The organism is Amycolatopsis bullii (genome assembly GCF_014654205.1).
GTDB lineage: Bacteria > Actinomycetota > Actinomycetes > Mycobacteriales > Pseudonocardiaceae > Amycolatopsis > Amycolatopsis plumensis.
This window is the reverse complement of record NZ_BNAW01000003.1, coordinates 87,271-108,868: the sequence shown is the minus strand read 5'-3', so window position 1 is coordinate 108,868 and position 21,598 is coordinate 87,271. Positions and strand designations below refer to the sequence as shown.

At 70.9% G+C, this 21,598-nt stretch carries 24 protein-coding genes; 13 read left to right on the top strand and 11 right to left on the bottom strand.

The features are described 5' to 3' along the window. Window positions 1-30 precede the first annotated feature (30 nt). The 3 genes from IE317_RS05320 to IE317_RS05310 are packed head-to-tail and all read left to right on the top strand — an operon-like array spanning window position 31 to window position 4,312. Entirely contained in the window at window positions 31-1,098 is a 1,068-nt protein-coding gene (locus tag IE317_RS05320; protein ID WP_229902485.1) for a glycoside hydrolase family 75 protein, read from the top strand. After that, on the top strand, window positions 1,095-2,954 hold the full coding sequence (locus IE317_RS05315; RefSeq protein WP_229902484.1) for a ricin-type beta-trefoil lectin domain protein: 1,860 nt from the start codon (window positions 1,095-1,097) through the stop codon (window positions 2,952-2,954). The genes IE317_RS05320 and IE317_RS05315 overlap by 4 nt, the downstream gene beginning before the upstream one ends. After that, window positions 2,951-4,312, top strand: coding sequence for a chitinase (locus tag IE317_RS05310; protein WP_191306910.1), 1,362 nt, complete (start codon window positions 2,951-2,953; stop codon window positions 4,310-4,312). The genes IE317_RS05315 and IE317_RS05310 overlap by 4 nt, the downstream gene beginning before the upstream one ends. A gap of 193 nt (window positions 4,313-4,505) precedes the next feature. Here IE317_RS05310 and IE317_RS05305 read toward each other — a convergent pair whose 3' ends face one another. Further along, window positions 4,506-5,228, bottom strand: coding sequence for a GntR family transcriptional regulator (locus IE317_RS05305; RefSeq protein ID WP_229902483.1), 723 nt, complete (start codon window positions 5,226-5,228; stop codon window positions 4,506-4,508). Window positions 5,229-5,345: 117 nt separating this feature from the next. On the opposite strand from IE317_RS05305, the gene IE317_RS05300 reads away from it, so the two are divergent. From IE317_RS05300 to IE317_RS05280, 5 genes are read left to right on the top strand one after another with little or no spacing between them, the layout of a single operon-like run. Next, window positions 5,346-6,587 (top strand): MFS transporter, encoded by a 1,242-nt coding sequence (locus IE317_RS05300; protein WP_191306909.1) that lies wholly within the window; start codon window positions 5,346-5,348, stop codon window positions 6,585-6,587. Between the two features lie 8 nt (window positions 6,588-6,595). Further along, window positions 6,596-7,390, top strand: a complete 795-nt coding sequence (locus IE317_RS05295; RefSeq protein WP_191306908.1) for a putative hydro-lyase — start codon at window positions 6,596-6,598, stop codon at window positions 7,388-7,390. Window position 7,391: 1 nt separating this feature from the next. Then, window positions 7,392-8,141, top strand: a complete 750-nt coding sequence (locus IE317_RS05290) for a LamB/YcsF family protein (RefSeq protein ID WP_191306907.1) — start codon at window positions 7,392-7,394, stop codon at window positions 8,139-8,141. Next, the gene (locus IE317_RS05285; protein ID WP_191306906.1) at window positions 8,138-8,749 is read left to right on the top strand and encodes a 5-oxoprolinase subunit B family protein; all 612 of its coding nucleotides are present in this window, start codon (window positions 8,138-8,140) and stop codon (window positions 8,747-8,749) included. The genes IE317_RS05290 and IE317_RS05285 overlap by 4 nt, the downstream gene beginning before the upstream one ends. Beyond that, complete coding sequence (locus tag IE317_RS05280; RefSeq protein ID WP_191306905.1) at window positions 8,746-9,582, top strand: biotin-dependent carboxyltransferase family protein; 837 nt, start codon at window positions 8,746-8,748, stop codon at window positions 9,580-9,582. Before IE317_RS05285 ends, IE317_RS05280 begins: the two co-directional genes overlap by 4 nt. Window positions 9,583-9,614: 32 nt before the next feature. Here the strand turns inward: IE317_RS05280 and IE317_RS05275 are convergent, their stop codons facing one another. Then, window positions 9,615-9,860 (bottom strand): hypothetical protein, encoded by a 246-nt coding sequence (locus IE317_RS05275; protein ID WP_191306904.1) that lies wholly within the window; start codon window positions 9,858-9,860, stop codon window positions 9,615-9,617. Next, entirely contained in the window at window positions 9,853-10,206 is a 354-nt protein-coding gene (locus IE317_RS05270) for a hypothetical protein (protein ID WP_191306903.1), read from the bottom strand. The genes IE317_RS05275 and IE317_RS05270 overlap by 8 nt, the downstream gene beginning before the upstream one ends. A 76-nt stretch (window positions 10,207-10,282) precedes the next feature. On the opposite strand from IE317_RS05270, the gene IE317_RS05265 reads away from it, so the two are divergent. After that, the gene (locus IE317_RS05265; protein ID WP_191306902.1) at window positions 10,283-10,861 is read left to right on the top strand and encodes an ArsR/SmtB family transcription factor; all 579 of its coding nucleotides are present in this window, start codon (window positions 10,283-10,285) and stop codon (window positions 10,859-10,861) included. On the opposite strand, the gene IE317_RS05260 is transcribed toward IE317_RS05265, so the two are convergent. From IE317_RS05260 to IE317_RS05230, 7 genes are all read right to left on the bottom strand, one after another. Then, window positions 10,858-11,481 carry an alpha-ketoglutarate-dependent dioxygenase AlkB family protein gene (locus tag IE317_RS05260; RefSeq protein ID WP_191306901.1) on the bottom strand — a complete coding sequence of 208 codons (624 nt, stop codon included), beginning with the start codon at window positions 11,479-11,481 and terminating at the stop codon, window positions 10,858-10,860. The genes IE317_RS05265 and IE317_RS05260 overlap by 4 nt on opposite strands. A gap of 248 nt (window positions 11,482-11,729) precedes the next feature. Further along, window positions 11,730-12,788, bottom strand: a complete 1,059-nt coding sequence (locus tag IE317_RS05255; protein WP_191306900.1) for a zinc-binding dehydrogenase — start codon at window positions 12,786-12,788, stop codon at window positions 11,730-11,732. 20 nt (window positions 12,789-12,808) lie between these two features. Then, window positions 12,809-13,141 carry a transcriptional regulator gene (locus IE317_RS05250; protein WP_191306899.1) on the bottom strand — a complete coding sequence of 111 codons (333 nt, stop codon included), beginning with the start codon at window positions 13,139-13,141 and terminating at the stop codon, window positions 12,809-12,811. A gap of 73 nt (window positions 13,142-13,214) precedes the next feature. After that, the gene (locus tag IE317_RS05245) at window positions 13,215-14,033 is read right to left on the bottom strand and encodes an LLM class flavin-dependent oxidoreductase (protein WP_191306898.1); all 819 of its coding nucleotides are present in this window, start codon (window positions 14,031-14,033) and stop codon (window positions 13,215-13,217) included. A gap of 68 nt (window positions 14,034-14,101) precedes the next feature. Further along, window positions 14,102-14,785, bottom strand: coding sequence for a metal-dependent transcriptional regulator (locus IE317_RS05240; protein WP_013230121.1), 684 nt, complete (start codon window positions 14,783-14,785; stop codon window positions 14,102-14,104). Window positions 14,786-14,825: 40 nt separating this feature from the next. Next, window positions 14,826-15,266, bottom strand: a complete 441-nt coding sequence (locus IE317_RS05235) for a GNAT family N-acetyltransferase (protein WP_191306897.1) — start codon at window positions 15,264-15,266, stop codon at window positions 14,826-14,828. A 59-nt stretch (window positions 15,267-15,325) separates the two neighbouring features. Then, window positions 15,326-16,927 carry an amidohydrolase gene (locus IE317_RS05230; RefSeq protein ID WP_191306896.1) on the bottom strand — a complete coding sequence of 534 codons (1,602 nt, stop codon included), beginning with the start codon at window positions 16,925-16,927 and terminating at the stop codon, window positions 15,326-15,328. A gap of 102 nt (window positions 16,928-17,029) precedes the next feature. On the opposite strand from IE317_RS05230, the gene IE317_RS05225 reads away from it, so the two are divergent. Genes IE317_RS05225 through IE317_RS05210 form a run of 4 tightly spaced genes read left to right on the top strand, consistent with a single transcriptional unit; the run spans window position 17,030 to window position 20,298 of the window. Continuing rightward, on the top strand, window positions 17,030-17,767 hold the full coding sequence (locus IE317_RS05225) for an enoyl-CoA hydratase/isomerase family protein (protein ID WP_191306895.1): 738 nt from the start codon (window positions 17,030-17,032) through the stop codon (window positions 17,765-17,767). Beyond that, complete coding sequence (locus tag IE317_RS05220) at window positions 17,764-19,287, top strand: ATP-dependent acyl-CoA ligase (protein WP_191306894.1); 1,524 nt, start codon at window positions 17,764-17,766, stop codon at window positions 19,285-19,287. Before IE317_RS05225 ends, IE317_RS05220 begins: the two co-directional genes overlap by 4 nt. Further along, entirely contained in the window at window positions 19,278-19,919 is a 642-nt protein-coding gene (locus IE317_RS05215; RefSeq protein WP_441296292.1) for a TetR/AcrR family transcriptional regulator, read from the top strand. Before IE317_RS05220 ends, IE317_RS05215 begins: the two co-directional genes overlap by 10 nt. Window positions 19,920-19,977: 58 nt before the next feature. Further along, window positions 19,978-20,298 carry a hypothetical protein gene (locus tag IE317_RS05210; protein WP_191306893.1) on the top strand — a complete coding sequence of 107 codons (321 nt, stop codon included), beginning with the start codon at window positions 19,978-19,980 and terminating at the stop codon, window positions 20,296-20,298. A 61-nt stretch (window positions 20,299-20,359) separates the two neighbouring features. Here the strand turns inward: IE317_RS05210 and IE317_RS05205 are convergent, their stop codons facing one another. Continuing rightward, window positions 20,360-21,529, bottom strand: coding sequence for an acyl-CoA dehydrogenase family protein (locus IE317_RS05205; RefSeq protein WP_191306892.1), 1,170 nt, complete (start codon window positions 21,527-21,529; stop codon window positions 20,360-20,362). Window positions 21,530-21,598 lie beyond the last annotated feature (69 nt).

The window sequence follows — 21,598 nt, the reverse complement described above, 5'->3', positions numbered from 1 at the left end:
CGCACCCACGACCCCATAAGGAGAACCGAAGTGCGGCGAATTCTCGTCGCGCTAATGGGGTGTGCCCTGTTAGCGCTTTCCTTCCTGACGACCGGCTCCGCCCAGGCGGCCGTCGAAGCCGGTCCGTCCGCGAGCCAGCTGCTCGCCAAAACCCAGTCCTGTCAACAGATCTCGAACGGGAAGTATTCCTTCGACGAAGGCGGCGCGGCCACCGTGCCCGTGTGCCAGGCGAACGGCGCGGTGTTCTTCACGGCCGACATGGACATCGACTGCGACGGCGTCCGCACCACGCAGTGCAACGAGAACACCGACTGCTGCTTCTACCCCGACACCGCGTTCCACACCTCGACCGACCAGCCGCTCAACGCGGCCCAGCTCCCGTACATCGTCCTCCCCCAGCCGACGTCCACTTGGGACTACCGCACCTACGGCATCGACGGTGGTTCGGTGGTGGCGGTGATCTACAACAACCAGGTCACCTACGCCGTGGTCGGCGACACCGGCCCGACGAGCATCATCGGTGAGGCGTCCTACGCCACCGCCGTCAGCCTCGGCATCAACCCGGACCCGAAGAACGGCGGCACCGAAGGCCCGGTGACGTACATCGTGTTCCCGAACACGCACGTCAACCCGATCGAGAACCACGCCAACGCGGTCAGCCTCGGCGAGCAGGTCGCCACCCAGTTCGCCGGTGGCACCACGACGCCGCCCACGCAGAACGCCGGCGCGATCACCGGGATCGGCGGCAAGTGCGTCGACGTCGCCGGCGCGAACAACGCCAACGGCACCGCCGTCCAGCTCTACGACTGCAACGGCACCACCGCTCAACAGTGGACGGTCGGCAGCGACGGCACCGTCAAAGCCCTCGGCAAGTGCCTCGACGTCACGAGCGCGGGCACCGCGAACGGCACACCGACGCAACTCTGGGACTGCAACGGCTCCAACGCCCAGAAGTGGACGGCGAACGGATCGCAGAACCTCGTGAACACCGGCTCCGGCAAGTGCCTCGACGCCACCGGCAACTCCAGCGCCAACGGCACCCGGCTCCAGATCTGGACCTGCGGTACCGGCGCCAACCAGAAGTGGACGCTCCCATGAGAAAACGCTCTCTCCTGGCGATGCTCGGGGTGACCGCCGTCGCCGCGGCCACCCTCGCCGCGCCCGCGCAGGCCGCGGGCGAAACCGTGAACGTCTGGCTCACGACGACCAGCGACGCCGGCGGCCGCCAGGTCACCCGGGGCCTCCAGCAGCAGGCGCCGGTGACGTTCGCCGCCGGCACCGGCAGCGGCGGAGTGACCATCAACGTCAACGAAAACACGACGTACCAGCAGTTCGAAGGCGGTGGAGCGTCGTTCACGGACACCGCGGCCTGGCTGATGAACTCCAGCGGCGCGCTGTCCCAGGCCACCCGCGACGACACCATGCGCAAGCTGTTCGACCCGAACAGCGGCATCGGGCTGAGCTTCATCCGCAACCCGCTCGGCGCGTCCGACCTGGCCCGCTACAGCTACACGTTCGACGACATGCCGGCCGGCCAGACCGACCCGAACCTGACGCACTTCTCGATCGCCCACGACCAGGCCGACGTGCTGCCGCTGACCAAGCAGGCCAAGCAGCTCAACCCGCAGGCCAAGGTGATGGCGTCGCCGTGGAGCGCGCCGCCGTGGATGAAGGACAACGACAGCTACCTGCTCGGCTGGGTGGAATCGCAGTACTACCCGGCCTACGCGCAGTACTTCGTCAAGTACCTCCAGGCCTACCGGGACGCGGGTGTCCCGATCGACTACGTCTCGATGCAGAACGAGCCGACGTGCTGCGCGAGCTACCCGTCGACCAACTGGAACGGCGCCGGCCTGGCGTACTTCGCGAAGAACAACCTGCTGCCCGCGCTCCAGAACGCCGGTCTGTCCACAAAGGTTCTCGCGCTGGACTGGAACTGGGACACCTACGCGTCGTACGGCGCGCCCACCTTGGACGACGCGGCCATCCGCAACCACCCGAACTTCGGTGGTGTCGCGTGGCACGGCTACGGCGGGGACATCGCCCAGCAGACGACCACGCACAACCAGTACCCGAACGTCAACGCCTACTCGACCGAGCACTCCGGCGGCACCTGGATCTCGAACCAGCAGGCCGAAGACATGAACAACATCGTCGACTACACCCGGAACTGGTCGAAGAGCTTCGTCAAGTGGAGCCTCGGCGTCGACCAGAACATGGGCCCGCACAACGGCGGCTGCGGCACCTGCACCGGCTTGATCACCGTCCACAACGGAGACTCGCGCAGCGGGCAGGTCGACTACACCGTCGAGTACTACACGATGGGCCACCTGACGAAGTTCGTGAAGCCCGGCGCGTACCGGATCGACTCGAACGACAGCTCGGCCGTCCGCAACGTCGCCTGGAAGAACCCGGACGGCTCGAAGGCGCTGATCGCCTACAACTCCGGCACCGGCGCCCAGAGCGTCCGGGTGAACTGGGGCAGCTCCTCGTTCACCTACAGCCTGCCCGGCCGCACGTCGGCGACGTTCACCTGGAGCGGCACCCAGGGCACCGGCGGTGGCACCGGCAAGACCGGCCCGATCACCGGCCTGGGCGGCAAGTGCATCGACGTCGCGGGCGCGAACAGCGCCAACGGCACCGCTGTCCAGCTCTACGACTGCAACGGCTCGGGCGCCCAGCAGTGGACCGTCGGCACGGACGGCACCATCCGCGCGCTCGGCAAGTGCCTCGACGTCACCGGGCAGTCCACGGCGGACGGTGCGCAGCTGCAGCTCTGGGACTGCGGCGGCACGGCCAACCAGAAGTGGGCGGCCACCGCGGCCAAGGACATCGTCGGCGCGGGCTCGAACAAGTGCGTCGACGCGACCGGCAACTCCAGCGCCAACGGCACCCGGCTGCAGATCTGGACCTGCACCGGCGCCGCCAACCAGAAGTGGAACGTACCCGCATGAAGAAACTCGCAGCATTCGGTGCTCTCGTAGCAGCCGCCTCGGCGCTGGTGCTCGCGCCGGGCGTCGCGCAGGCGGCGACCGGGCCCATCACCGGCCTCGGCGGCAAGTGCGTCGACGTCAACGCGGCGAGCACCGCGAACGGCACGGCGATCCAGCTCTACGACTGCAACGGCACGAACGCTCAACAGTGGACGGTCGGCAGCGACGGATCCCTGCAGGCGCTGGGCAAGTGCCTCGACGTCACGAGCGCGGGCACGGCGAACGGCACGACGGTCCAGCTCTGGGACTGCAACGGCTCGGGCGCCCAGAAGTGGACGGCCAACACGGCGAAGAACCTGGTCAACACCGGGTCCGGCAAGTGCCTCGACGCCACCGGCAACTCCAGCGCCAACGGCACCCGGCTGCAGATCTGGACCTGCGCGAGCACGGCCAACCAGCAGTGGACGCTGCCCGGCGGCGGCACCACCCCACCGCCCGGGCCGGGCGCGATGGCCGTCGCCCCCTACCTCTACAACGGCTGGGGCGACCCGCCGAACCCGGCGACGATCATGAGCGCTACCGGCGTCAAGTGGTTCACGCTGGCGTTCATCCTGTCCAACGGCTACTGCAACCCGCAGTGGGACGGCGGCCGGGCGCTCACCGGCGGGGTCGACCAGAGCACGATCACCACGATCCGGGCGAACGGCGGCGACGTCATCCCGTCGTTCGGCGGCTACTCCGGCAACAAGCTGGAGTCGTCGTGCGGCAGCGCCGGTGAGCTGGCGGCGGGCTACCAGAAGGTGATCAACGCCTACGGTCTCAAGGCGATCGACATCGACATCGAGGCCGACGCCTACAGCAACCCGACCGTGCAGCAGCGGACGGTCGACGCGCTGAAGACGGTCCGGGCGAACAACCCGGGCATCAAGATCTACGTCACCTTCGGCACCGGCCAGTCCGGGCCGGACAACAGCCTGGTCAACCGCGCGGCCCAGTCCGGCCTCACGGTCGACGGCTGGGTGATCATGCCGTTCGACTTCGGCGGCGCGGGCCAGAACATGGGCACGCTGACGCAGCGGGCGGCCGAAGGCCTGAAGAACGTCGTCAAGAGCGCGTACGGCTACGACGACGACACCGCCTACCGGCACATGGGCATCTCGTCGATGAACGGCATCACCGACAACAGCGAGACGGTCACGCTCGACGACTTCACGACCATCCTGGGCTACGCCAACTCCCACCACCTGGCCCGGCTGACGTTCTGGTCGGCGAACCGCGACCGCCCGTGCCCCGGCGGGTACCCGAACAACGACACTTGTTCGGGGGTTTCCCAACAGGCGTGGGACTTCACGAGGATCTTCGCCCGCTACGCCGGCTGAGCGAAGGGCTGCCGGGCCGCGGCCCTGGGGAAGCGGCGACCCGGCAGCGTGGGGTCCCGCCTGCCGCTGGGGGTCTCCGGCGGCGGAACCGCCCCCGAGGTTATCGACCGGCGGTCGCGTCCGGCTCGTGCTCGGGCCGTCCGGACGCGAACCCTGCCCAAACGGCCCCCATGTGACATGGGGGCCGTTTCGGTCACTCCGCCGCGATGGCCGCGCGGGCCGCTTCGGTCCGGTCGGCGTACGCGGCGACCAGCTGCTCTTCGGCGTCGTCGAGGTACTTCAGCAGCAACTGCTCCGCACCCGGCCCGTCGCCGGCCTCGATGCGGTCGAGGATTTCGTGGTTGCGCGGCAGGTAGCGCTCGTGGAAGCGCCGCGGCTCGGCCATGATGTGGAACACCAGCCGCAGCTCGGCGGTCAGCCTGCCGACCAGTTCGTTCACCCGCTCGCTGCCCGACAGCGCGGCCAGCTCCTGGTGGAACCAGACGTTCGCGGTGCCGAGGTCCTTCCAGTTGCCGGTGCGCGCGGCCTCGTCGCCGATCTCGACCTTCTCCTTGATCCGCGCGAAGGTCGCCGGCTTGGCCTTCAGCCCGCGCACCGCGGCGCACTCGATGATCTTGCGCACCCGGTAGATGTCGACGACGTCCTCGACGCTCGGGATGCGGACGGAGACCCCGCGGTTGAGCTCGTGGGTCAGCAGCCGTTCGTGCGTGAGCAGCCGGAACGCCTCGCGCAGGGTGTTGCGGGAAACGCCGAGCGCCTTGCCGATGTCCTGCTCCGACAGCCGGACACCGGGCTTGAAGAACCCCTCCGCGATGCGGTTGCGGAGGACGCCGGCGACCCGCTCGGCCGTGCTCTTGCGCGTGACCAGTTCGCGATCGGCCTCGAGGCCCAGGACGTCGCGATGTTGGGTGACCACGAAGTCCAGGCTACCCGCCACTCAGGGGACGATCCACTCAGCACCTTGTGGAATTGTTGAACAATCCTTACCGTGTGAGGCACGCCACGACGAGGAACACTGGCCAGGAGGTGCCGCATGACTGCCACAGCTACCGAGGCACGACCGTTCGATTGGTTCCGCACGCTGGGAAAACGTGGGCGCCGCGCCTTCCTCGGCGCGTTCGGCGGGTACGGCCTGGACTCGTTCGACTACCAGACCCTGCCGCTCGGCCTGGCGGCGATCACCGCGTTCTTCGGCATCTCGAGCGGCGAGGCGGGGTTGCTCAGCACGACGACGCTGGTCGTGTCGGCCATCGGCGGCGTCGGCGCCGGCATCCTCGCCGACCGCATCGGCCGCGTCCGGACGCTGCAGATCACCATCGCGATGTACACGATCTTCACCGTGCTCTGCGGCTTCGCGCCGAACTTCGAGACGCTGCTGGTCTTCCGCGCGCTGCAGGGCCTCGGCTTCGGCGGCGAGTGGGCGGCGGGCGCGGCCCTGGTCGCCGAGTATTCGCAGGCCAAGTACCGCGGCCGGACCGTGGCGTTCGTGCAGAGCGCGTGGGCCGTCGGCTGGGGCCTCTCGGTCATCGTCTACACGATCGTCTTCAGCCTCGCGAGCGACGACGTGGCTTGGCGGATCATGTTCTGGACCGGCGTCATCCCCGCATTGCTCGTGCTGTGGGTCCGCCGCAGCGTGCAGGACGCCCCGCGCGCGGAGGAGCGCCGGGCCACCGAGCGCACCAGGGGCTCACTCGCCAAGATCTTCAAAGGCGAGCTGCTGCGCACGACGTTTTTCGCGTCGCTGCTGGCCACCGGCGTACAGGGCGGGTACTACGCGATCAACACCTGGCTGCCCGCCTACCTGAAGAAGACGCGCGAGCTGACGGTGATCGGGACCGGCGGATACCTGGCCTTCCTCATCACCGGCGCGTTCGTCGGCTACGTCTGCGGCGGCTACCTCACCGACCTGCTGGGCCGCAAAAAGACGTTCATGACGTTCGCGATCCTCTCGGCCGCGCTGATCGTTGCCTACACGCAGATCCCCAAAGGGGCCAACGGGCTGATCCTGGTGCTCGGCTTCCCGCTCGGCTTCTCGATGTCCGCGATCTTCAGCGGGTTCGGCGCGTTCCTCGCCGAGCTGTACCCGACGGCGCTGCGCGGCACCGGCCAGGGCTTCACGTACAACTTCGGCCGCGCGGTCGGCGCGATCTTCCCGACCATCGTGGGCTACCTCGGCGCGGGTGGCGCGATCGTCTTCGGCGCGATCGGGTACGGCATCGCGGTGCTGGCGCTGCTCGGCCTACCGGAAACCCGCGGCGCGGAACTCGAGGATTGAGGGGCGGAATGACGACCTTCGACGAGCCGGCCACCTACACACCGGCGCAGGCGCGAGCGGCGTTCCGCGCCGGCACCGCCCACCCCACGACCGGCTGGGCCACCGGCTTCACCCAGACCAACCTGATCGCCGTGCCCGAGGACTGGGCCTACGACGTCCTGCTGTTCTGCACCCGCAACCCGCAGGCCTGCCCGGTGCTCGACGTCACCGACCCCGGCGACCCGGCCACCCGGCTCGCCGAGGGCGCGGACCTGCGCACCGACCTGCCGCGCTACCGGATCTGGCAGAACGGCGTCCTGGCCGGCGAGGTCTCGGACGCGACCGGCCTGTGGCGCAGCGACATGGTCGCCTTTTCCCTCGGCTGCAGCTTCACGTTCGAGACGGCACTGGCCGCCGAGGGCATCCCGCTGCGGCACGTCGACCAGGGCCGCAACGTCGCGATGTACGTGACGAACCGGTCGTGCGAACCGGCCGGGCGGCTGTTCGGCCCGCTGGTGGTGTCGATGCGGCAGATCCCGGAGGACCGCGTCGCCGACGCGATCCGGATCACCCGCGCGATGCCCGCCGTGCACGGCGGCCCGGTGCACATCGGCGACCCGGGCGCGCTGGGCATCGAAGACCTGGCCCGGCCGGACTTCGGCGATCCGGTGGACGCCGAACCCGGCGACGTCCCGGTGTTCTGGGCCTGCGGGGTCACGCCGCAGGCGGCGCTGATGGCGTCCCGGCCCCCCTTTGCGATCACCCACGCACCGGGGTACATGTTCATAACCGATCGGTACGACAGCGAATACCGGGTGGGCTGAAATGGATCTGAACAGCGATCTCGGCGAGGGCTTCGGCGCCTGGAAGATGGGCGACGACGAAGCCATGCTCGACATCGTGACCAGCGCGAACGTCGCGTGCGGCTTCCACGCCGGCGACCCGTCGGTGATGCGGCGGGTGTGCGAGATGGCGGCCGAGCGCGACGTCGCGATCGGGGCGCACGTCGGCTACCGCGACCTGGCGGGCTTCGGCAGGCGCGCGCTCGCCATCGCACCGGACGACCTGGCGGACGAAGTGCTCTACCAGATCGGCGCGCTCGACGCGTTCGCCCGCGCGGCCGGCAGCCGCGTGACGTACGTGAAGCCGCACGGCGCGTTGTACAACACGGCGGCGGTCGACACCGAGCAGGCGGCCGCCATCGTCGAGGGTCTGCGCCGCTACGACCCCGCGCTGGCGCTGCTCTGCCTGCCGGACTCGGAAATGCAACGGGAGGCGGAGAAAGCCGGCGTCGTCGCGTACGCGGAGGCGTTCGCGGACCGGGCCTACACCTCAGACGGCAAGCTCGTGCCGCGTGGCCGGCCGGGTGCGGTCCTGCACGACGCCGACGTGGTCGCCGAGCGTGCGGTCGGCATGGCGACCGGCGGCGTCGTGGCGGAGAACGGCACCAAGCTCGACGTGCGCCCGGATTCCCTGTGCGTACACGGGGACACGCCGGGGGCGGTCGAGCTGGCCCGGCGGATCGAGGCGGCGCTGACCGGGGCGGGCATCCAGCTCGGCGCGTTCACCGGATGACCGTCCGGCTGCTGCCGTGCGGGCGGCGCGCGGTCCTGGTGGAAACCGGTGACGTGCTGGGGTACCAGACGGCGGTGTCCCGCCTCGGCTTGGCCGGCGTCGAGGAGCTGGTCCCGGCGGCGCGGACGCTGCTGGTCCGCTTCGACCCTTCGGTGACGAACGCGCAACGGCTGGGCGCCCTGCTACGTCAGGTGTCCCCTGTGGACAGTGTGGCCGCCGAGGCGGGCGAGGTGGTGATCCCGGTGGTGTACGACGGTGAAGACCTGGCCGACGTCGCCGCGGAGGCGGGGCTGAGCGTGGCTTCACTGATTTCGCGGCACACCGCGGGGGCGTACGTTTCGGCGTTCTGCGGCTTCGCGCCGGGGTTCGCCTACCTGACTGGTTCGGACCCCGCCCTGCACGTGTCCCGGCGGTCGTCGCCGCGCACCCGCATCCCGGCGGGTTCGGTGGCGATCGCCGGCGAGTACAGCGCGGTCTACCCGAGCGCGTCGCCGGGTGGCTGGCGGTTGCTGGGCCGGACGGGTGTGCCGGTGTGGGACGTCGAGCGCGACCCGCCGAACCTGCTGCCGCCGGGCACCCGGGTCCGGTTCACGGCGGTGCGGTCGTGAAGCTCGAAGTCGTCCGGCCCGGGTTCGCGACGACGGTGCAGGACCTCGGCCGTCCGGGGCATGCGGCCCTCGGCGTCGGCCGCTCCGGCGCGGCCGACCGCGGGTCGTTCCGGCTGGCCAACCGGCTCGTCGGGAACCCGGCCGGAGCCGCGGCCCTGGAGGTCACGCTCGGCGGGCTGGTGCTGCGTGCGTCGGCCGTGACGACGGTGGCGGTCACCGGCGCCTGTTGCCCGCTCTCGAAGGGCGGCCTCAATGGGCCGATCACCCTGTGGCCGGGCGAAGAACTGGCGTTGGGCACGGCGGAGTCGGGCCTGCGGTGCTACGTCGCGGTGCGCGGCGGGATCGACGTGCCGCCGGTGCTGGGCTCCCGGGCGACGGACACGCTCGGGAAGCTCGGTCCGCCCCCGGTGACGGCCGGGATGCTGCTGCCGATCGGCCCCGCGCCGGCCGCGTTCCCGGTGGTGGACCTGGCCCCCCGGGCGGCTCTTCCGGCGGAACCGGTGTTGCGCGTGACGCCGGGCCCGCGTCGCGACTGGTTCACCGCGCCGGACGACCTGTTGTCCACTGTGTACACCGTGTCGCCGGACTCGGACCGCGTCGGCATCCGGCTGACCGGGCCGGCGCTGGCCCGCGCGCGCCACGACGAGCTGCCGTCGGAGGCGTGCGTGCCGGGGTCGCTGCAGGTGCCGCCGTCGGGCCGGCCGATCCTGTTCCACGCCGACCACCCGACGACGGGCGGGTACCCGGTGATCGCGGTCGTCGAGGAGGACGACCTCGACCTCGCGGCCCAGCTGCGCCCGGGCCAGACCGTCCGCTTCCGTTCCGCCTCGTGAGTGAGAAACAGGGTTAGAACACTGTTTCTCACTCACGAGCGGCCGCGGCAGACCAGCAGCCAGGTGACGTTGGTGACCGCGATCGCGAGCCACGCCGCCCAGGCCACGCGCGGGTCCAGCCCGGTGGTGACGACCCCCAGTGCCACCGTCACCACCACGGGCCACGCGCGCCGCGGCCGTCGCGGCCGCGACTCCGCGAGATCGGCGAGGTAGGCGTCCAGGGCCTCGGCGACCTGGTCGTCGATCCGGTCGCGCAGCCGCGCGTCCAGCTCAGACACGCGCCGGCACCGGGCGCGGCACGGCGACCGCCAGGCACGCCAGCGCCAGCGGCACCTCCAGACCGGCCATGAGCAGCGAAAACACCACGTCGTCGCCGGCCGTCACCACGTCGAACCAGGCGTCGGCCAGCAGCAGCGTCGCCGTGGCCGTCGCGACCAGCGGCGTCCGCGCGTCACCACGGCCCAGCAGCCAGGCGGTGAGCAGCAGGCCGGCCGCCTCCGCCGCGTCGAAACCCGTCCACGCCAGCCGCCAGTGCCGCGCCGCCACGACGTCCGGCAGCGTCGTCCCCAGTATCGCAATCCACGGCAACAGGCCCAACCCCGCCGCCCAGAACAGCTTCTTCATCGCAACCCCCGATCTCCGATCCACGGTAGCGATTGCAGAGATTCTTTGCAAACAATCTCTGTAGTACGCTCACGCCGTGGTCGAACGTCCCGAAAAGCGCGTCCTGACCGGCGCGGACCTGAAGGCCTTCTCCAAGGCACTGGCCAATCCCGTGCGCCGGGACATCCTCAGCTACCTGGGCAAACACGGCGAAGCGAACTCGACGAGCGTCGCGAAGGCGCTCGGCGAGAGCACCGGGACGACCAGCTACCACCTCCGCAAGCTCGCCGACCTGGACCTGATCGAGGAGCTCGTGGACCGCGGCGACGGCCGCGAGCGCTGGTGGAAGTCGCGGCCGAAGGACATCTACACCCCGCCCGGCCTCGACCTGGCGCCCGACGAGCGCGAGGCGATGCTCAAGCTCGGCGCCCTCAAGATGAGTCACGACCTCAGCCTGGTCACGCGGGCCTACGCGGGCTACGACAGCTCCGCGGGCTGGAACCAGATCCACCGCGCCGGTCTGCACCTGACGAAGGAGCAGGTGACGTCCTTCGTCGAGGAGTACCAGAACCTGGTGTGGAAGTACGCCACCGAGCCGGGGCAGCACCCCGAAGGCTCGCGGGCGGTCTCCGTGCGGTTCATCGTGGTGCCGGAGGAAGAGTCCACAGAGGACTAGAAGCCGGACACCCGGAGCGTGATGTTCAGCCGCCCGTCGAGGCCCAGCGCCGGGTCCGCCGTGCCCGGCAGGGTCTTCGGCACGCCGTGGTAGGCCAGGCGGGACGGGCCGCCGAACACGAAGACGTCCCCGGAGCGGAGTTCGACGTCGGTGTACGGCCGGCCGCGGGTCTCGGTGTTGCCGAAGCGGAACACGCAGGCGTCACCGAGGCTGAACGACACCACCGGCTCCAGGCTGCGCTCGTCCTTGTCCTGGTGCAGCCCCATCTTCGCGGTGGCGTCGTAGAAGTTGACCAGCGCGATGTCCGGCTCGTAAGGCCGGGCCTCGCCGTACGCGGCCGCCAGCGCACGGCGGCCGAGGTCGCCGAGCCAGTCCGGGAACGGCAGCACCGGTGTCCCTTCGCCGGTGGTGCGCGAGTAGCCGTACGGGTACCAGTGCCAGCCGAGGCAGACCGACTTCACCGACATCACGCCGCCGTTGGGCAGCCGGGTGTGGCGGTAGCCGGACCAGCCGCGGCAGGCCGCGACGAGCTCGCGCTGTTCGTCGAAGCCCAGCCAGTCGGGCAGGTGCACCGCCCCGGGCGCCTGTTCGGCGCGCGGGCGCGGCAGGAGGGCGTCCATTACTTCGATTGTGCCGCAGACTTCCGCCGCACACGTTCGGTGATCGGCGAGGGCACCACGTGGTGACCGCGGAACGTGACGCCCGTGGTGGCGAACAGCCGCAGGAGCTGCCCCAATGGACCAGCGGAGCGCCCCTGCGGCCGCGTCCCCTCGCTTTGGGCCACCATGAGGTCGACGTTCCCACACCTGAATGTCACAAGCCAGCGTGGATCAGCTACGAACGGGTCTCTTGACCGCCGCGACGCCGATCAGTCACGGAAAGTCACGACGGTGACGCCTGCCTGCGCCGGAACGGGGTCGTTCATCGCGGCCAGCGCGGCCGGGACGTCGTCGAGCCCGATGCGCCTGCCGATCAGCGCGGCGAGGTCGATGCCCGCCGTCTCGACGACGCGCAGCAGCTCCGGGTACTCGTGGGCCTGGAGCCCGTGGATGCCGACCAGTTCCAGTTCGCCGCCGATCACGCGGTGCATCGGGATGGGCGCGATGCCCTGCGCGGGCGGCATCAGCCCGGCCTGGACGTGCCGGCCGCGCTTGCGGAGGCTGCCGACCGAGGCCGCGCAGGTCGACGGCGAGCCGAGGCAGTCGAGCGAGACGTGCGTGCCCCCGCCGGTCAGCTCGCGGACGCGCGCGGCGACGGCTTCGGGACCGTCGAACGTCGAGGAGTCGACGGTGAGCGCCGCGCCCGACTTCGCGGCCAGCTTCAGCGCCGCCGTCGAGACGTCCACGGCGACGACCTTCGCGCCCGCCGCGACCGCCAGCAGCACCGCGGAGATCCCGACCCCGCCGCAGCCGTACACCGAGACCCACTGGCCCGCGCTGACGCGTCCCTGCCGCAGGACCGCGCGGAACGCCGTGCCGAACCGGCAGCCCAGCGCCGCGGCTTCGGCGGCGCCGAGCGAGTCTGGCAGCGCGACCAGGTTCGTCTCCGCGTGCTCGATGGCGACGCGCTCGGCGAACGACCCCCAGTGCGTGGCGCCGGGCTGGAACTCGCGGTCGCAGATCTGCTGGTCACCGCGGGCGCACTGGGCACACGAGCCGCAGGCGCAGACGAACGGCACGGTGACGCGCGCGCCGAGCTCCCAGCCGCGGACGCCTTCGCCGAGCGCGACGACCCGGCCGGCGAGCTCGTGCCCGGCGACGTGCGGCAGCGTGACGGCGGCGTCGTGCCCCTGCCAGGTGTGCCAGTCACTGCGGCAGACGCCGGTGGCGTCGACCTCGATCACCGCACCCCCCGGCGCGGCCACCGGCTCCGGCACGTCCCGCACGACGGGCGGGACGCAGAACTCCTCCATGACGACAGCTCGCATGGCGCGAGCCTAACCGCCGCTCAATTGAGCGCGTGGAACCGCGCTCTCGCCCGCGGCGGCCCGAGGAGCTTGCTGAGCGAGCCGTCCGGCACGTTCAGGATGTCCTCGAGATTCCGCAGGGCTTCCAACGATTCCGGCCGCTCGGGCCGGCACCGTCCCGACTGCCAGTGGCTGAGGGTGGCCAGGCTGACCGTGGTTCCCCTGCCGCGCAAGCGATAGCGGATCCGCTCGAGGCCGAGGCCGCGGGCCCGGATCGCCGCCCGCAGGGCCACGTCGAACGGTCCGGCTGCCAGCAGCCGGCTCAGCTCCGCCTGTTCCCCCCGGTCGATGGTGCGTGTTCGCTGACCGGTCATCACAACGCTCCGAAGCACTCCCGTTTACAGAACATTGGAGCGTAGGCGCCGCTTCGCAAGATCGGAAGGGCCCTCACCCACCTGCCTTGCGCGCCTCGTCGGCGATTGCCGCGAACGGTTCCGCGTAGCCGGAGTTGATCGTGACGTAGGAAATCCCCCACCGTTCCCGCCACCGGAGAAGGGTTTCCGCGGCCGCGCCGGGATCCTCGGGCAGCACGGTCACGGCACCCCCGGCGGCGAGTTCCGGCACGTCGACCCCGGCCCACCGCGCGATTCCCGGCGACGGCTCGCTGCCGACGGCCATCAGGTTCAGGCCGAGCTCGATCTCCGGCAGCCGCGACCCGGCGAGTTCCCGAAATTGATCCACAATGGACTGCGCCTCGGCTTCGGTGGTCGTCGGGCGCCAGGTGAAGGTCACGGTGTCGGCTTCTTGCGCGGCGAGCGCCAGCATTTTCGGCCCACCGCCCGCGAGCACCAACCGCGGCCGGTCGGGCTCGCGCTTGAGGTGCGCGATGGTGGCGGCCATCCGTGTGATGCGCTCACCCGGTGAGGGGAATTCCCGCCCGAGGGCCGCCGCGTGCGTCTCGGCGCCGGGCCGCCCGACGCCCAGCCCGAGCTCGAACCGGCCGCGGGTCTGCCGGTGCAGGGTCTGCGCCTGCCAGCCGAGCGCCGCGGCGTCGCGGAAGGGGTCGGCGAGCACGAAGGTCCCGAGCGTGAGGTCGATGGTGACCGCGGCGGCGGCCCCGAGCAGGACGAAGGGGTCGGCGGTGCCGACGGGATCGGTGGCGAGCAGGGTGTCGAAGCCGAGCTTCTCGACCCGCTCGGCCTGCGCGGTCCAGGAGGTCAGATCGGGCGCATAACCGGCGACGACGCCGAAGCGGAAGGGTTTCATGCGGTCATGGTCGTGTGGAGGAGGGCGTCACCACATCCGCTTCACGACGTCACCCGCGCGTACGTCCCTCAGCGCAGGGTGACCGACAACGCCTGAGCGATCTCCTTGCCGATGGCGTGCGTGGCGGCATCCGGCGGCGACCCCACCTTCACCACCATCGGCCCCCCGAACGGCTGCCGCTCCACGACCTCGATGCGCTCGCCCAGGTTGATCGCGTGTTCGGTCAGGTACCTCAGCAGCTCCGGGTCCGTGTCCCAGACCCGGACGATCTCGCCCACCGCCCCCGGCGGGAGGTCGTCCAGGATGCGGACCGGCAGTTCCTCCACGCTGCCGTCCGGCGCCGGGATCGGGTCGCCGTGCGGGTCGCGGACCGGGTTGCCCAGCTTCGCCGCTATGCGCTCGACCAGCCTGTCCGACACCGCGTGCTCCAGGGCGTCCGCCTCCGCGTGGACCTCGTCCCACGTGTAGCCGAGCTCGGACACCAGGTACGTCTCGATCAGCCGGTGCCGCCGGAGCACCGAGCGCGCCAGGAGCCTGCCGTCGGCCGTGAGCTCGATGCCGCGGTAAGGCACGTGGGTGACCAGACCCAGCTGGGACAGCTTCGTGACCATCCCCGACGCCGAGGACGGGCTGACCTCCAGCCGGCCGGCGAGCGACGCGTTGGTGACCGCCTCACCCCGCTCGACCAGGCCGTAGATCACCCGGACGTAGTCCTCGACCGACGAGGACCTCCGGACCGAACCATCTCCCATACCGCATACGATACGGGGCCGCGTACTTTCTCGTGAAAGTTCACGGCCGCCAGCGGTAGCGGATCCAGCCGGGCACCGGCTCCGCGCCGAGCTGGGCATAGAACGCCTCGCCCTTTTCGTTGCCCTCCTGCATGTCCCACTCGACGCGCCCGCTCGTGCGGTTCCGCAGCTCGTCCAGCAGCTCGCCGCCGAGCCCGTGGCGGCGGTACGCGGGGCGGACGAACAGGTCGTCCAGCCAGATCCCCGGCCGCGCCTCCCAGGTGGAGAAGTTCCAGCTGCAGAAGGCGAAGCCGGCCACCGTGCCGGGCTCTCCGGGCGGGGTCGCGATCAGCACCCACGCCTTCGGGTCCGGCCCGAACAGGTGCCCGCTCATCTCGGCGCGGTCCAGCTTCAGGTCGTGGTTGTCCTCGTAGACGGCGTGCTCCTCGATGAGCGCGCAGATCTCTTCGATGTCCTCGAAGACGGCGTCGCGGACGGGCATCTCGCCTCCCGGTTTTGTCGGTGGTGGTCGTTACGGTCGGGCTGGAAGGGAGGTGGTCATCACGCTTGATAACGCAGTTCGCCGCCGACGGCGGTGCCTTGCACGCTGAGTTCTCCGGAAGCGAGCCCGTCCACAGCGGACTCGTCCAGGGGCGAACCGGACAGCACGGCGAAGTCGGCGAGCTTCCCGGGTTCGAGCGTGCCCAGGTCACGCTCGGCGAAGGTCGCGTACGCCGAGCCGTACGTGTACGCGCGCAACGCCTGCTCCGGCGTCAGCGCCTCTTCGGGAGCGAAGGGCGCGCCTGACGCCGTGCGCCGACGCACCATGTCGGCGAGCGCGAGCAGCGGTGCGCCGTTCACCACGGGCCGGTCGGAGGACGCCGGAAGCACGCAACCCGCGTCCAGGACGCTGCGCAGCCGGTAGCACCAGGGCACGCGGGAGTCACCGAGCGCGGCGCGCATGCCGTCACCGAGCTCGTTGACGAACCGGCCCTGCGGTGACGGGATGATGCCGAGCGAGGCGAGCCGGGTCAGCTCCGCGGGCCGGAGCACCGCACAGTGCTCGATGCGGTGCCGGTGGTCCGTGCGCGGCGAAGCGGCCAACGCGGCTTCGTAGGCGTCGAGGACGACGGTGATCGCGCGGTCGCCGATCGCGTGCGTCGCGATCTGCCAGCCCGCCTCGTGTGCGCGGCGGATCGTGCGGGCGAGCTCGTCCTCGGGCACCTGGAAGTAGCCGCGGTTGCCCGGCTCGCCGTCGAACGGGTCGTGCATCGCGCAGGTGCGCCCGACCAGGGAGCCGTCGGCGAACAACTTCATCGGGCCGACGCGCAGCCACTCGTCGCCGAGGCCGGTGCGCAGGCCGAGGTCGAGGCCGAAGCCGGCGTCGTCGGGCAGGTCGTGCAGCACGCTCGCGGCGACCATCACCGTGCTGCGCACGCGCAGCAGGCCGCGGTCGCGCGCGAGCTGGTAGGCGGCCAGTTCCGCGGGCGTCTCGCCGACCAGGCCACCGCCGATCCCGGCCTCCTGGACGCTGGTGATGCCCTCGGCCAGGTACTGCTCGGACGCCCGCTCGAGCCCGCGCACGACCCGCTCGACCGGGGTCGGGTAGGTGAGCGGCCGCAGCAGCAGCTGCGCCTGCTCGCGCAGCAGCCCGGTCGGCGAGCCGCCGGCGTCGAGCACGACGTCGCCGCCCACCGGGACGTGCGCCAGGTCGAGCTGGTCGAGCACGGCCGAGTTGACCACGGTCATGTGCCCGGACGTGTGCTTGAGCCGCACGAGCATGCCCGGTGCGGCGCGGTCGAGGCCGCGCCGGTCCGGGTGCCCGCCGGCGAGCTTGTTCTGGTCGTACCCGCTGCCGACCACCCAGCTCCCGGGCGGCAGTGTCGCGGCGCGCGCGGCGACGGCGTCGTAGACCTCCTCGACGCTGCGGCAGTCGCTGAGCGGGACGTCGTCGAGGCCCATGCCGAACCACGCCATGTGGTTGTGGGCGTCGTGGAAGCCGGGCACGACGAACCCGCCGGCGAGGTCGACCCGGGAGCGCGCCGAAAGCTCACGCGCCTCATCGCCCAGCGCGACCACCCGGCCGTGCAGGACGGCGATGGCGCTGGTCACGCCGGCGCCCGTCCATACCGTGGCGTTTTCGTAGACCGCATCGACTCGCACGCTCCGCCTTCCTCCCCACCGCCGCCCTCAACGGAGGCGCTTCGCGCCGCTGCAACATTCAGAGGCTATCGATCGATCGATCGAACGTCTAGCATCGCCCTCATGCCCACCGTGGACTTCGCCGTCGAGGACGGCATCGCGCACATCCGGCTGAACCGGCCCGAGCGGCTGAACGCGGTCGCCGCCGTGCTGGTCGACGACTTCCTCGCCGCCCTCGACGAGGCCGCCCGCAGCGACGCCCGCGTCGTGGTCCTGTCCGGGAACGGGCGCGCCTTCTGCGCCGGCCACGACCTCAAGGAACCCGCCCCCGCGGGTGACTCACGGGCGCGGCTGGACCGGCTCCAGGACGTCACGCGGCGGCTGCGCGGCCTGCGGCAGCCGGTGATCGCGGCGGTGCACGGCTACGCGATCGGCGCCGGCGCGGAGTTCGCGCTCGGCTGCGACCTGATCCTGGCCGCCGAGGACGCCGTGTTCGCGTTCCCCGAGGTCTCGCTCGGGCTGAGCGTCACCGGCGCGGCGTCGCGGCTGCTCCCGCTGCTGGTCGGCCCGCTCAAGGCGAAAGAGCTCCTGCTGCTGGGCGAGCGCTTCGACGGCCGGAAGGCGGCCGAGCTGGGCATGGTCAACGCGGCCGTGCCCGCCGAGCAGCTCCAGGCCGAGGCGCTGAGCTGGGCCAAGCGGATCGCCGAGCACCCGCCGGCCGCCGCGGCGATGGCGAAGCGCGTCCTCGACGCGAGCACCGACCTCGAGCCCGCCCTCGAACTCGAGGTCAGCCACGCCCTGATCACCGAGCACTCGGCCGCGGTCGCCGCGTCCACCGAAGCCTTCCGGAGCCGGGCGTGACCCCTCTGTCCGAGATCGGGACGCTCGCGCAGCTCGTCATGCGGGCCGCCGCGCTGTGGCCGGAGCACACGGCCTGGATCTTCGACCACCTGGACCGGACGTTCACCTTCGCCGAGGTCGACCGGGAAAGCTCCCGGATCGCCGCGGCGCTGGCGGAACGCGGGATCGGCCAAGGCGACCGCGTCGCCGTGATGCTGCGCAACCAGCCGGAGTTCCCGCTGATCTGGCTCGCACTGGCGAAGATCGGCGCGCAGCTCGTGCCGGTCAACACGAACTACCAGGAGTTCGACGGCGCCCACGTGCTCCGCCACTCCGGCGCGAAGCTGGCCGTCGCCGCCCCCGAGTTCACCGCCCTCCTCGACCGGATCGGCCTGACCGAGGTCATCACCCCGGACGAACTCCGCACCGACGCCGAACCGCCGGAGTTCACGCCGGTGCCGGAGACGGCGGTCAACATCCAGTACACCTCCGGGACCACCGGCGCGCCGAAGGGGTGCGTCCTGCCGAACCGCTACTGGACCACCCTCGCGGTGAGCCTGGCCGCCGACTTCCCGGCCGTCGGCGAGGACGACGTCATCCTGACCGCGCAGCCGTTCCACTACATCGATCCACAGTGGAACGTCGCGTTGGGGCTCGCGGGCGGCGCCACCCTGGTCGTGCTGGACCGGTTCCACCCGAGCACGTTCTGGGCGAAGGTCCGCGAACACCGCGTCACCTGGTTCTACTGCCTGGGCCTGATGCCGACGCTGCTGCTGCGGCAGGAGCCGTCCGAGGCCGACCGCGAGCACCGCGTCCGCGCGATCTGCGCGTCCGCCATCCCGCACGACCTGCACGCCGAGCTCGAGGCCCGCTGGGGCGTGCCGTGGTACGAGGCGTTCGGGATGACCGAAACCGGCGGCGACATCCGGATGACCGCGGCCGACCACGACGAGACCGTCGGCACCGGCTGCATCGGGCGGCCGAGCCGCGATCGCGAGGTGCTGATCGCCGGCGACGACGGGAAGCCGGTGCCGCGCGGGGAAACCGGGCAGCTGCTGATCCGCGGGATCGGGCTGATGCACGGCTACCACGACGATCCGGACGCGACGGCGAAGGCGTTCGAAAACGGCTGGTTCCACACCGGCGACCTGGCCCGGATGGACGCCGAGGGCCGGGTCTACTACGTGGGCCGGACCAAGGACATGATCCGCCGCAGCGGCGAAAACGTCTCCGCCGACGAGGTCGAGCGGGCGCTGCTGCTGCACCCGGCGGTCCGGCTGGCCGCCGTCGTCGCGGTGCCGGACGAGCTGCGCGGCGAGGAGATCAAGGCGTACGTCGTGTGCGACGGCGACCGGCCCGACCCCGCCGAGCTCGCCGCGTTCTGCGCCGGGAAACTGGCCTACTTCAAGGTTCCGCGGTTCTGGGCGTTCGCCGATTCGCTGCCGATGACGCCGTCGGAGCGGGTGACCAAGGGGGAGCTGCGGAAGGTCGCGGACCCGCGGGCCGGGTCCTGGGACGCGAAGGCGGGAGCATGGCTGTGAGCAGCCGGGAGCGGGTGCGTGCGGCGGCGGTGAAGCTGTTCGCCACCAAGGGCTTCCACGGCACCGGCATCCGGGATCTGGCGCAAGAGGCGGAACTGTCCTCGGCCAGCCTGTACCACTACATGGGCACCAAAGAGGATCTGCTCGCCGAAATCATGCACACGGCGCTGAACCGGCTGCTCGACGCGGCCCGCGAGGCGACCGCGGGCGGCGGCGACCCGGTGCACCGGCTGCGCACGCTGGTCGTGCTGCACGTCCTCGCGCACGCCGTCGGACCGGCCGAAACCCGGGTGGTGGACAACGAAGTCGACGTCCTGTCCCCGGCCGCGCGCGAGCCGGTGGTGGCCCTGCGGGACGCCTACGAACGGCTGTGGGCGGCCGCGATCGACGAGGGGGTGGCGGCCGGGGTGTTCCGTGTGGAGCACCCGGCGGTGACCCGGCTCGCCCTGCTCGAGATGTGCAGCGGGGTCGCGAGGTGGTATTCCCCACGCGGCCCGCTGGCGCTGGACGAGCTCGCGGAGCACTACGCGGAACTGGCCTCCAGGGCGCTGGGCTGCACGTCCGCGCCCGGCGTCACCGACTTGCGACGGTGCCGGGAAATCGTCGCGAAAGAGTGGGGAGTGTCCGTTTAGCGGCGCTTTTACCTGTGTACGCCTTGCCCAGACGGCGCGGGTGGGGGACGCTCGAAGGGTGACTGAGGAAACGATCCAACTGGAACTGGACGACTCGGGTCTCGCGCCGGGCCTCCCGGCGCCGGAAAACCCCCGCGATCAGGTGCAGGATGTGCCCTATCGCCCCGTCGAGTTCCGTGATGACGATCTCCCCACCGCCTTGGAGCGGTGCTCGAAGTGGCTACGGCAGGCGCAGGAGTGGCTGGGCGAGCCGCTCGACGTCCTGGCCATCCACCTCGACTACGACGACCGCCAGGGTTCGCCGTACTACGACGTGAAGCTCCTGTGCAACGAAGAGGACCTCGCGGGCGTCCCGATCGCCATCCGCAACAAGAAGTAAGCAAGCCGAAACGCCGTCAAGGCCGCTCCCTTCGGGGCGGCCTTGACGGCTTCTCGCGTTCTCAGCCCAGCGTCCCGCCGACCTTGACGTGCCCCTTGAGCAGGTTGCGGGCGATCGTCCGGCGCTGGATCTCGTCGGTGCCCTCGTAGATGCGCAGCAGCCGCAGCTCGCGGTACCACCGCTCGACCGGCAGCTCGCGCGTGTAGCCCATGCCACCGTGGATCTGCAGGACGCGATCGACGATTTCGTTGGCCTTCTGGCCCCCGTACAGCTTCGCCATCGACTGCGCGTGCCGCGAATCCACGCCCTGGTCGACCTGCCAGGCGGCGTGCAGCACCAGCCACCGCAGCGCCTCGAGCTCGACGCCGGAGTCGGCGATCATCCACTGGATGGCCTGCCGTTCGGCGATCTTCTGCCCGAACGTCTCGCGCGTGTTGGCGTGCTCGATGGCCATGGTGATCAGTCGTTCGCAGGAACCGATCGCGCGAGCGGGCAGCAGGTAGCGGCCCTGGCCGATCCACTGCATGGCCAGCTCGAAGCCGCGGCCCTCCTCGCCGAGGATCTGCGTCTCCGGGACGCGGACGTCCTGGAAGATCAGCGACGCCGGGCCCCACTCGCCCATGGTGTCGATGTACTCGGACTTCCAGCCGGCCTCACGGTCGACGAGGAAGCAGGTGACCCCGCCGTTCGCACCCTTCTCCGGGTCGGTGATGGCGAAGACCATGGTGAAGTCGGCCTCGTTGCCCCCGGTGATGAAGGTCTTCTCGCCGTTGATGATCCAGTCGCTGCCGTCCTTGCGGGCGGTGGTCCGGATGGCCTTGGCGTCCGACCCGGCACCCGGCTCGGTGATCGCGAAGCACGACTTGCGCTCGCCCGAGATGGTGGGCAGCAGGTAGGCCTGCTTCTGCTCTTCGTTGGCGTGGAACAGGATGTTGTCGGCGGCGCCGCCGAAGCGGAACGGCACGAAGGTCCGGCCGAGCTCGGCCTCCAGCAGCGCGGCCATCACGGCGGACAGGCCCATGCCGCCGTACTCCTCGGGCGTCAGCACGCCCCAGAAGCCGGACTCCTTCGCCTTGAGCTGGAGGTCCTTGAGCTCCTCGCCGGTGAGGCCGGGCTGGTGGGCGCGCTCGCGCCGGAGGACTTCCTGCTCGAGCGGGACCAGCTCCCGCTGGACGAACGTGCGGACCCAGTCGCGCACTTCCCGTTCTTCGGTGCTGAGTGAAAAGTCCATGTCCCGGGTGCTCCTCCGACTCTGGCTAAGCGCTTGCTTACCCGAGGGTACCTCGTGGGGCGGGGATAA

Coding starts and splice junctions, on each gene's coding strand:
- IE317_RS05315 (WP_229902484.1), top strand. CDS start 1,095: ATGAGAAAACGCTCTCTCCTGGCGATGCTCGGGGTGACCGCCGTCGCC.
- IE317_RS05310 (WP_191306910.1), top strand. CDS start 2,951: ATGAAGAAACTCGCAGCATTCGGTGCTCTCGTAGCAGCCGCCTCGGCG.
- IE317_RS05300 (WP_191306909.1), top strand. CDS start 5,346: ATGACTGCCACAGCTACCGAGGCACGACCGTTCGATTGGTTCCGCACG.
- IE317_RS05295 (WP_191306908.1), top strand. CDS start 6,596: ATGACGACCTTCGACGAGCCGGCCACCTACACACCGGCGCAGGCGCGA.
- IE317_RS05290 (WP_191306907.1), top strand. CDS start 7,392: ATGGATCTGAACAGCGATCTCGGCGAGGGCTTCGGCGCCTGGAAGATG.
- IE317_RS05285 (WP_191306906.1), top strand. CDS start 8,138: ATGACCGTCCGGCTGCTGCCGTGCGGGCGGCGCGCGGTCCTGGTGGAA.
- IE317_RS05270 (WP_191306903.1), bottom strand. CDS start 10,206: ATGAAGAAGCTGTTCTGGGCGGCGGGGTTGGGCCTGTTGCCGTGGATT.
- IE317_RS05260 (WP_191306901.1), bottom strand. CDS start 11,481: ATGGACGCCCTCCTGCCGCGCCCGCGCGCCGAACAGGCGCCCGGGGCG.
- IE317_RS05255 (WP_191306900.1), bottom strand. CDS start 12,788: ATGCGAGCTGTCGTCATGGAGGAGTTCTGCGTCCCGCCCGTCGTGCGG.
- IE317_RS05250 (WP_191306899.1), bottom strand. CDS start 13,141: ATGACCGGTCAGCGAACACGCACCATCGACCGGGGGGAACAGGCGGAG.
- IE317_RS05245 (WP_191306898.1), bottom strand. CDS start 14,033: ATGAAACCCTTCCGCTTCGGCGTCGTCGCCGGTTATGCGCCCGATCTG.
- IE317_RS05240 (WP_013230121.1), bottom strand. CDS start 14,785: ATGGGAGATGGTTCGGTCCGGAGGTCCTCGTCGGTCGAGGACTACGTC.
- IE317_RS05235 (WP_191306897.1), bottom strand. CDS start 15,266: ATGCCCGTCCGCGACGCCGTCTTCGAGGACATCGAAGAGATCTGCGCG.
- IE317_RS05225 (WP_191306895.1), top strand. CDS start 17,030: ATGCCCACCGTGGACTTCGCCGTCGAGGACGGCATCGCGCACATCCGG.
- IE317_RS05215 (WP_441296292.1), top strand. CDS start 19,278: ATGGCTGTGAGCAGCCGGGAGCGGGTGCGTGCGGCGGCGGTGAAGCTG.
- IE317_RS05205 (WP_191306892.1), bottom strand. CDS start 21,529: ATGGACTTTTCACTCAGCACCGAAGAACGGGAAGTGCGCGACTGGGTC.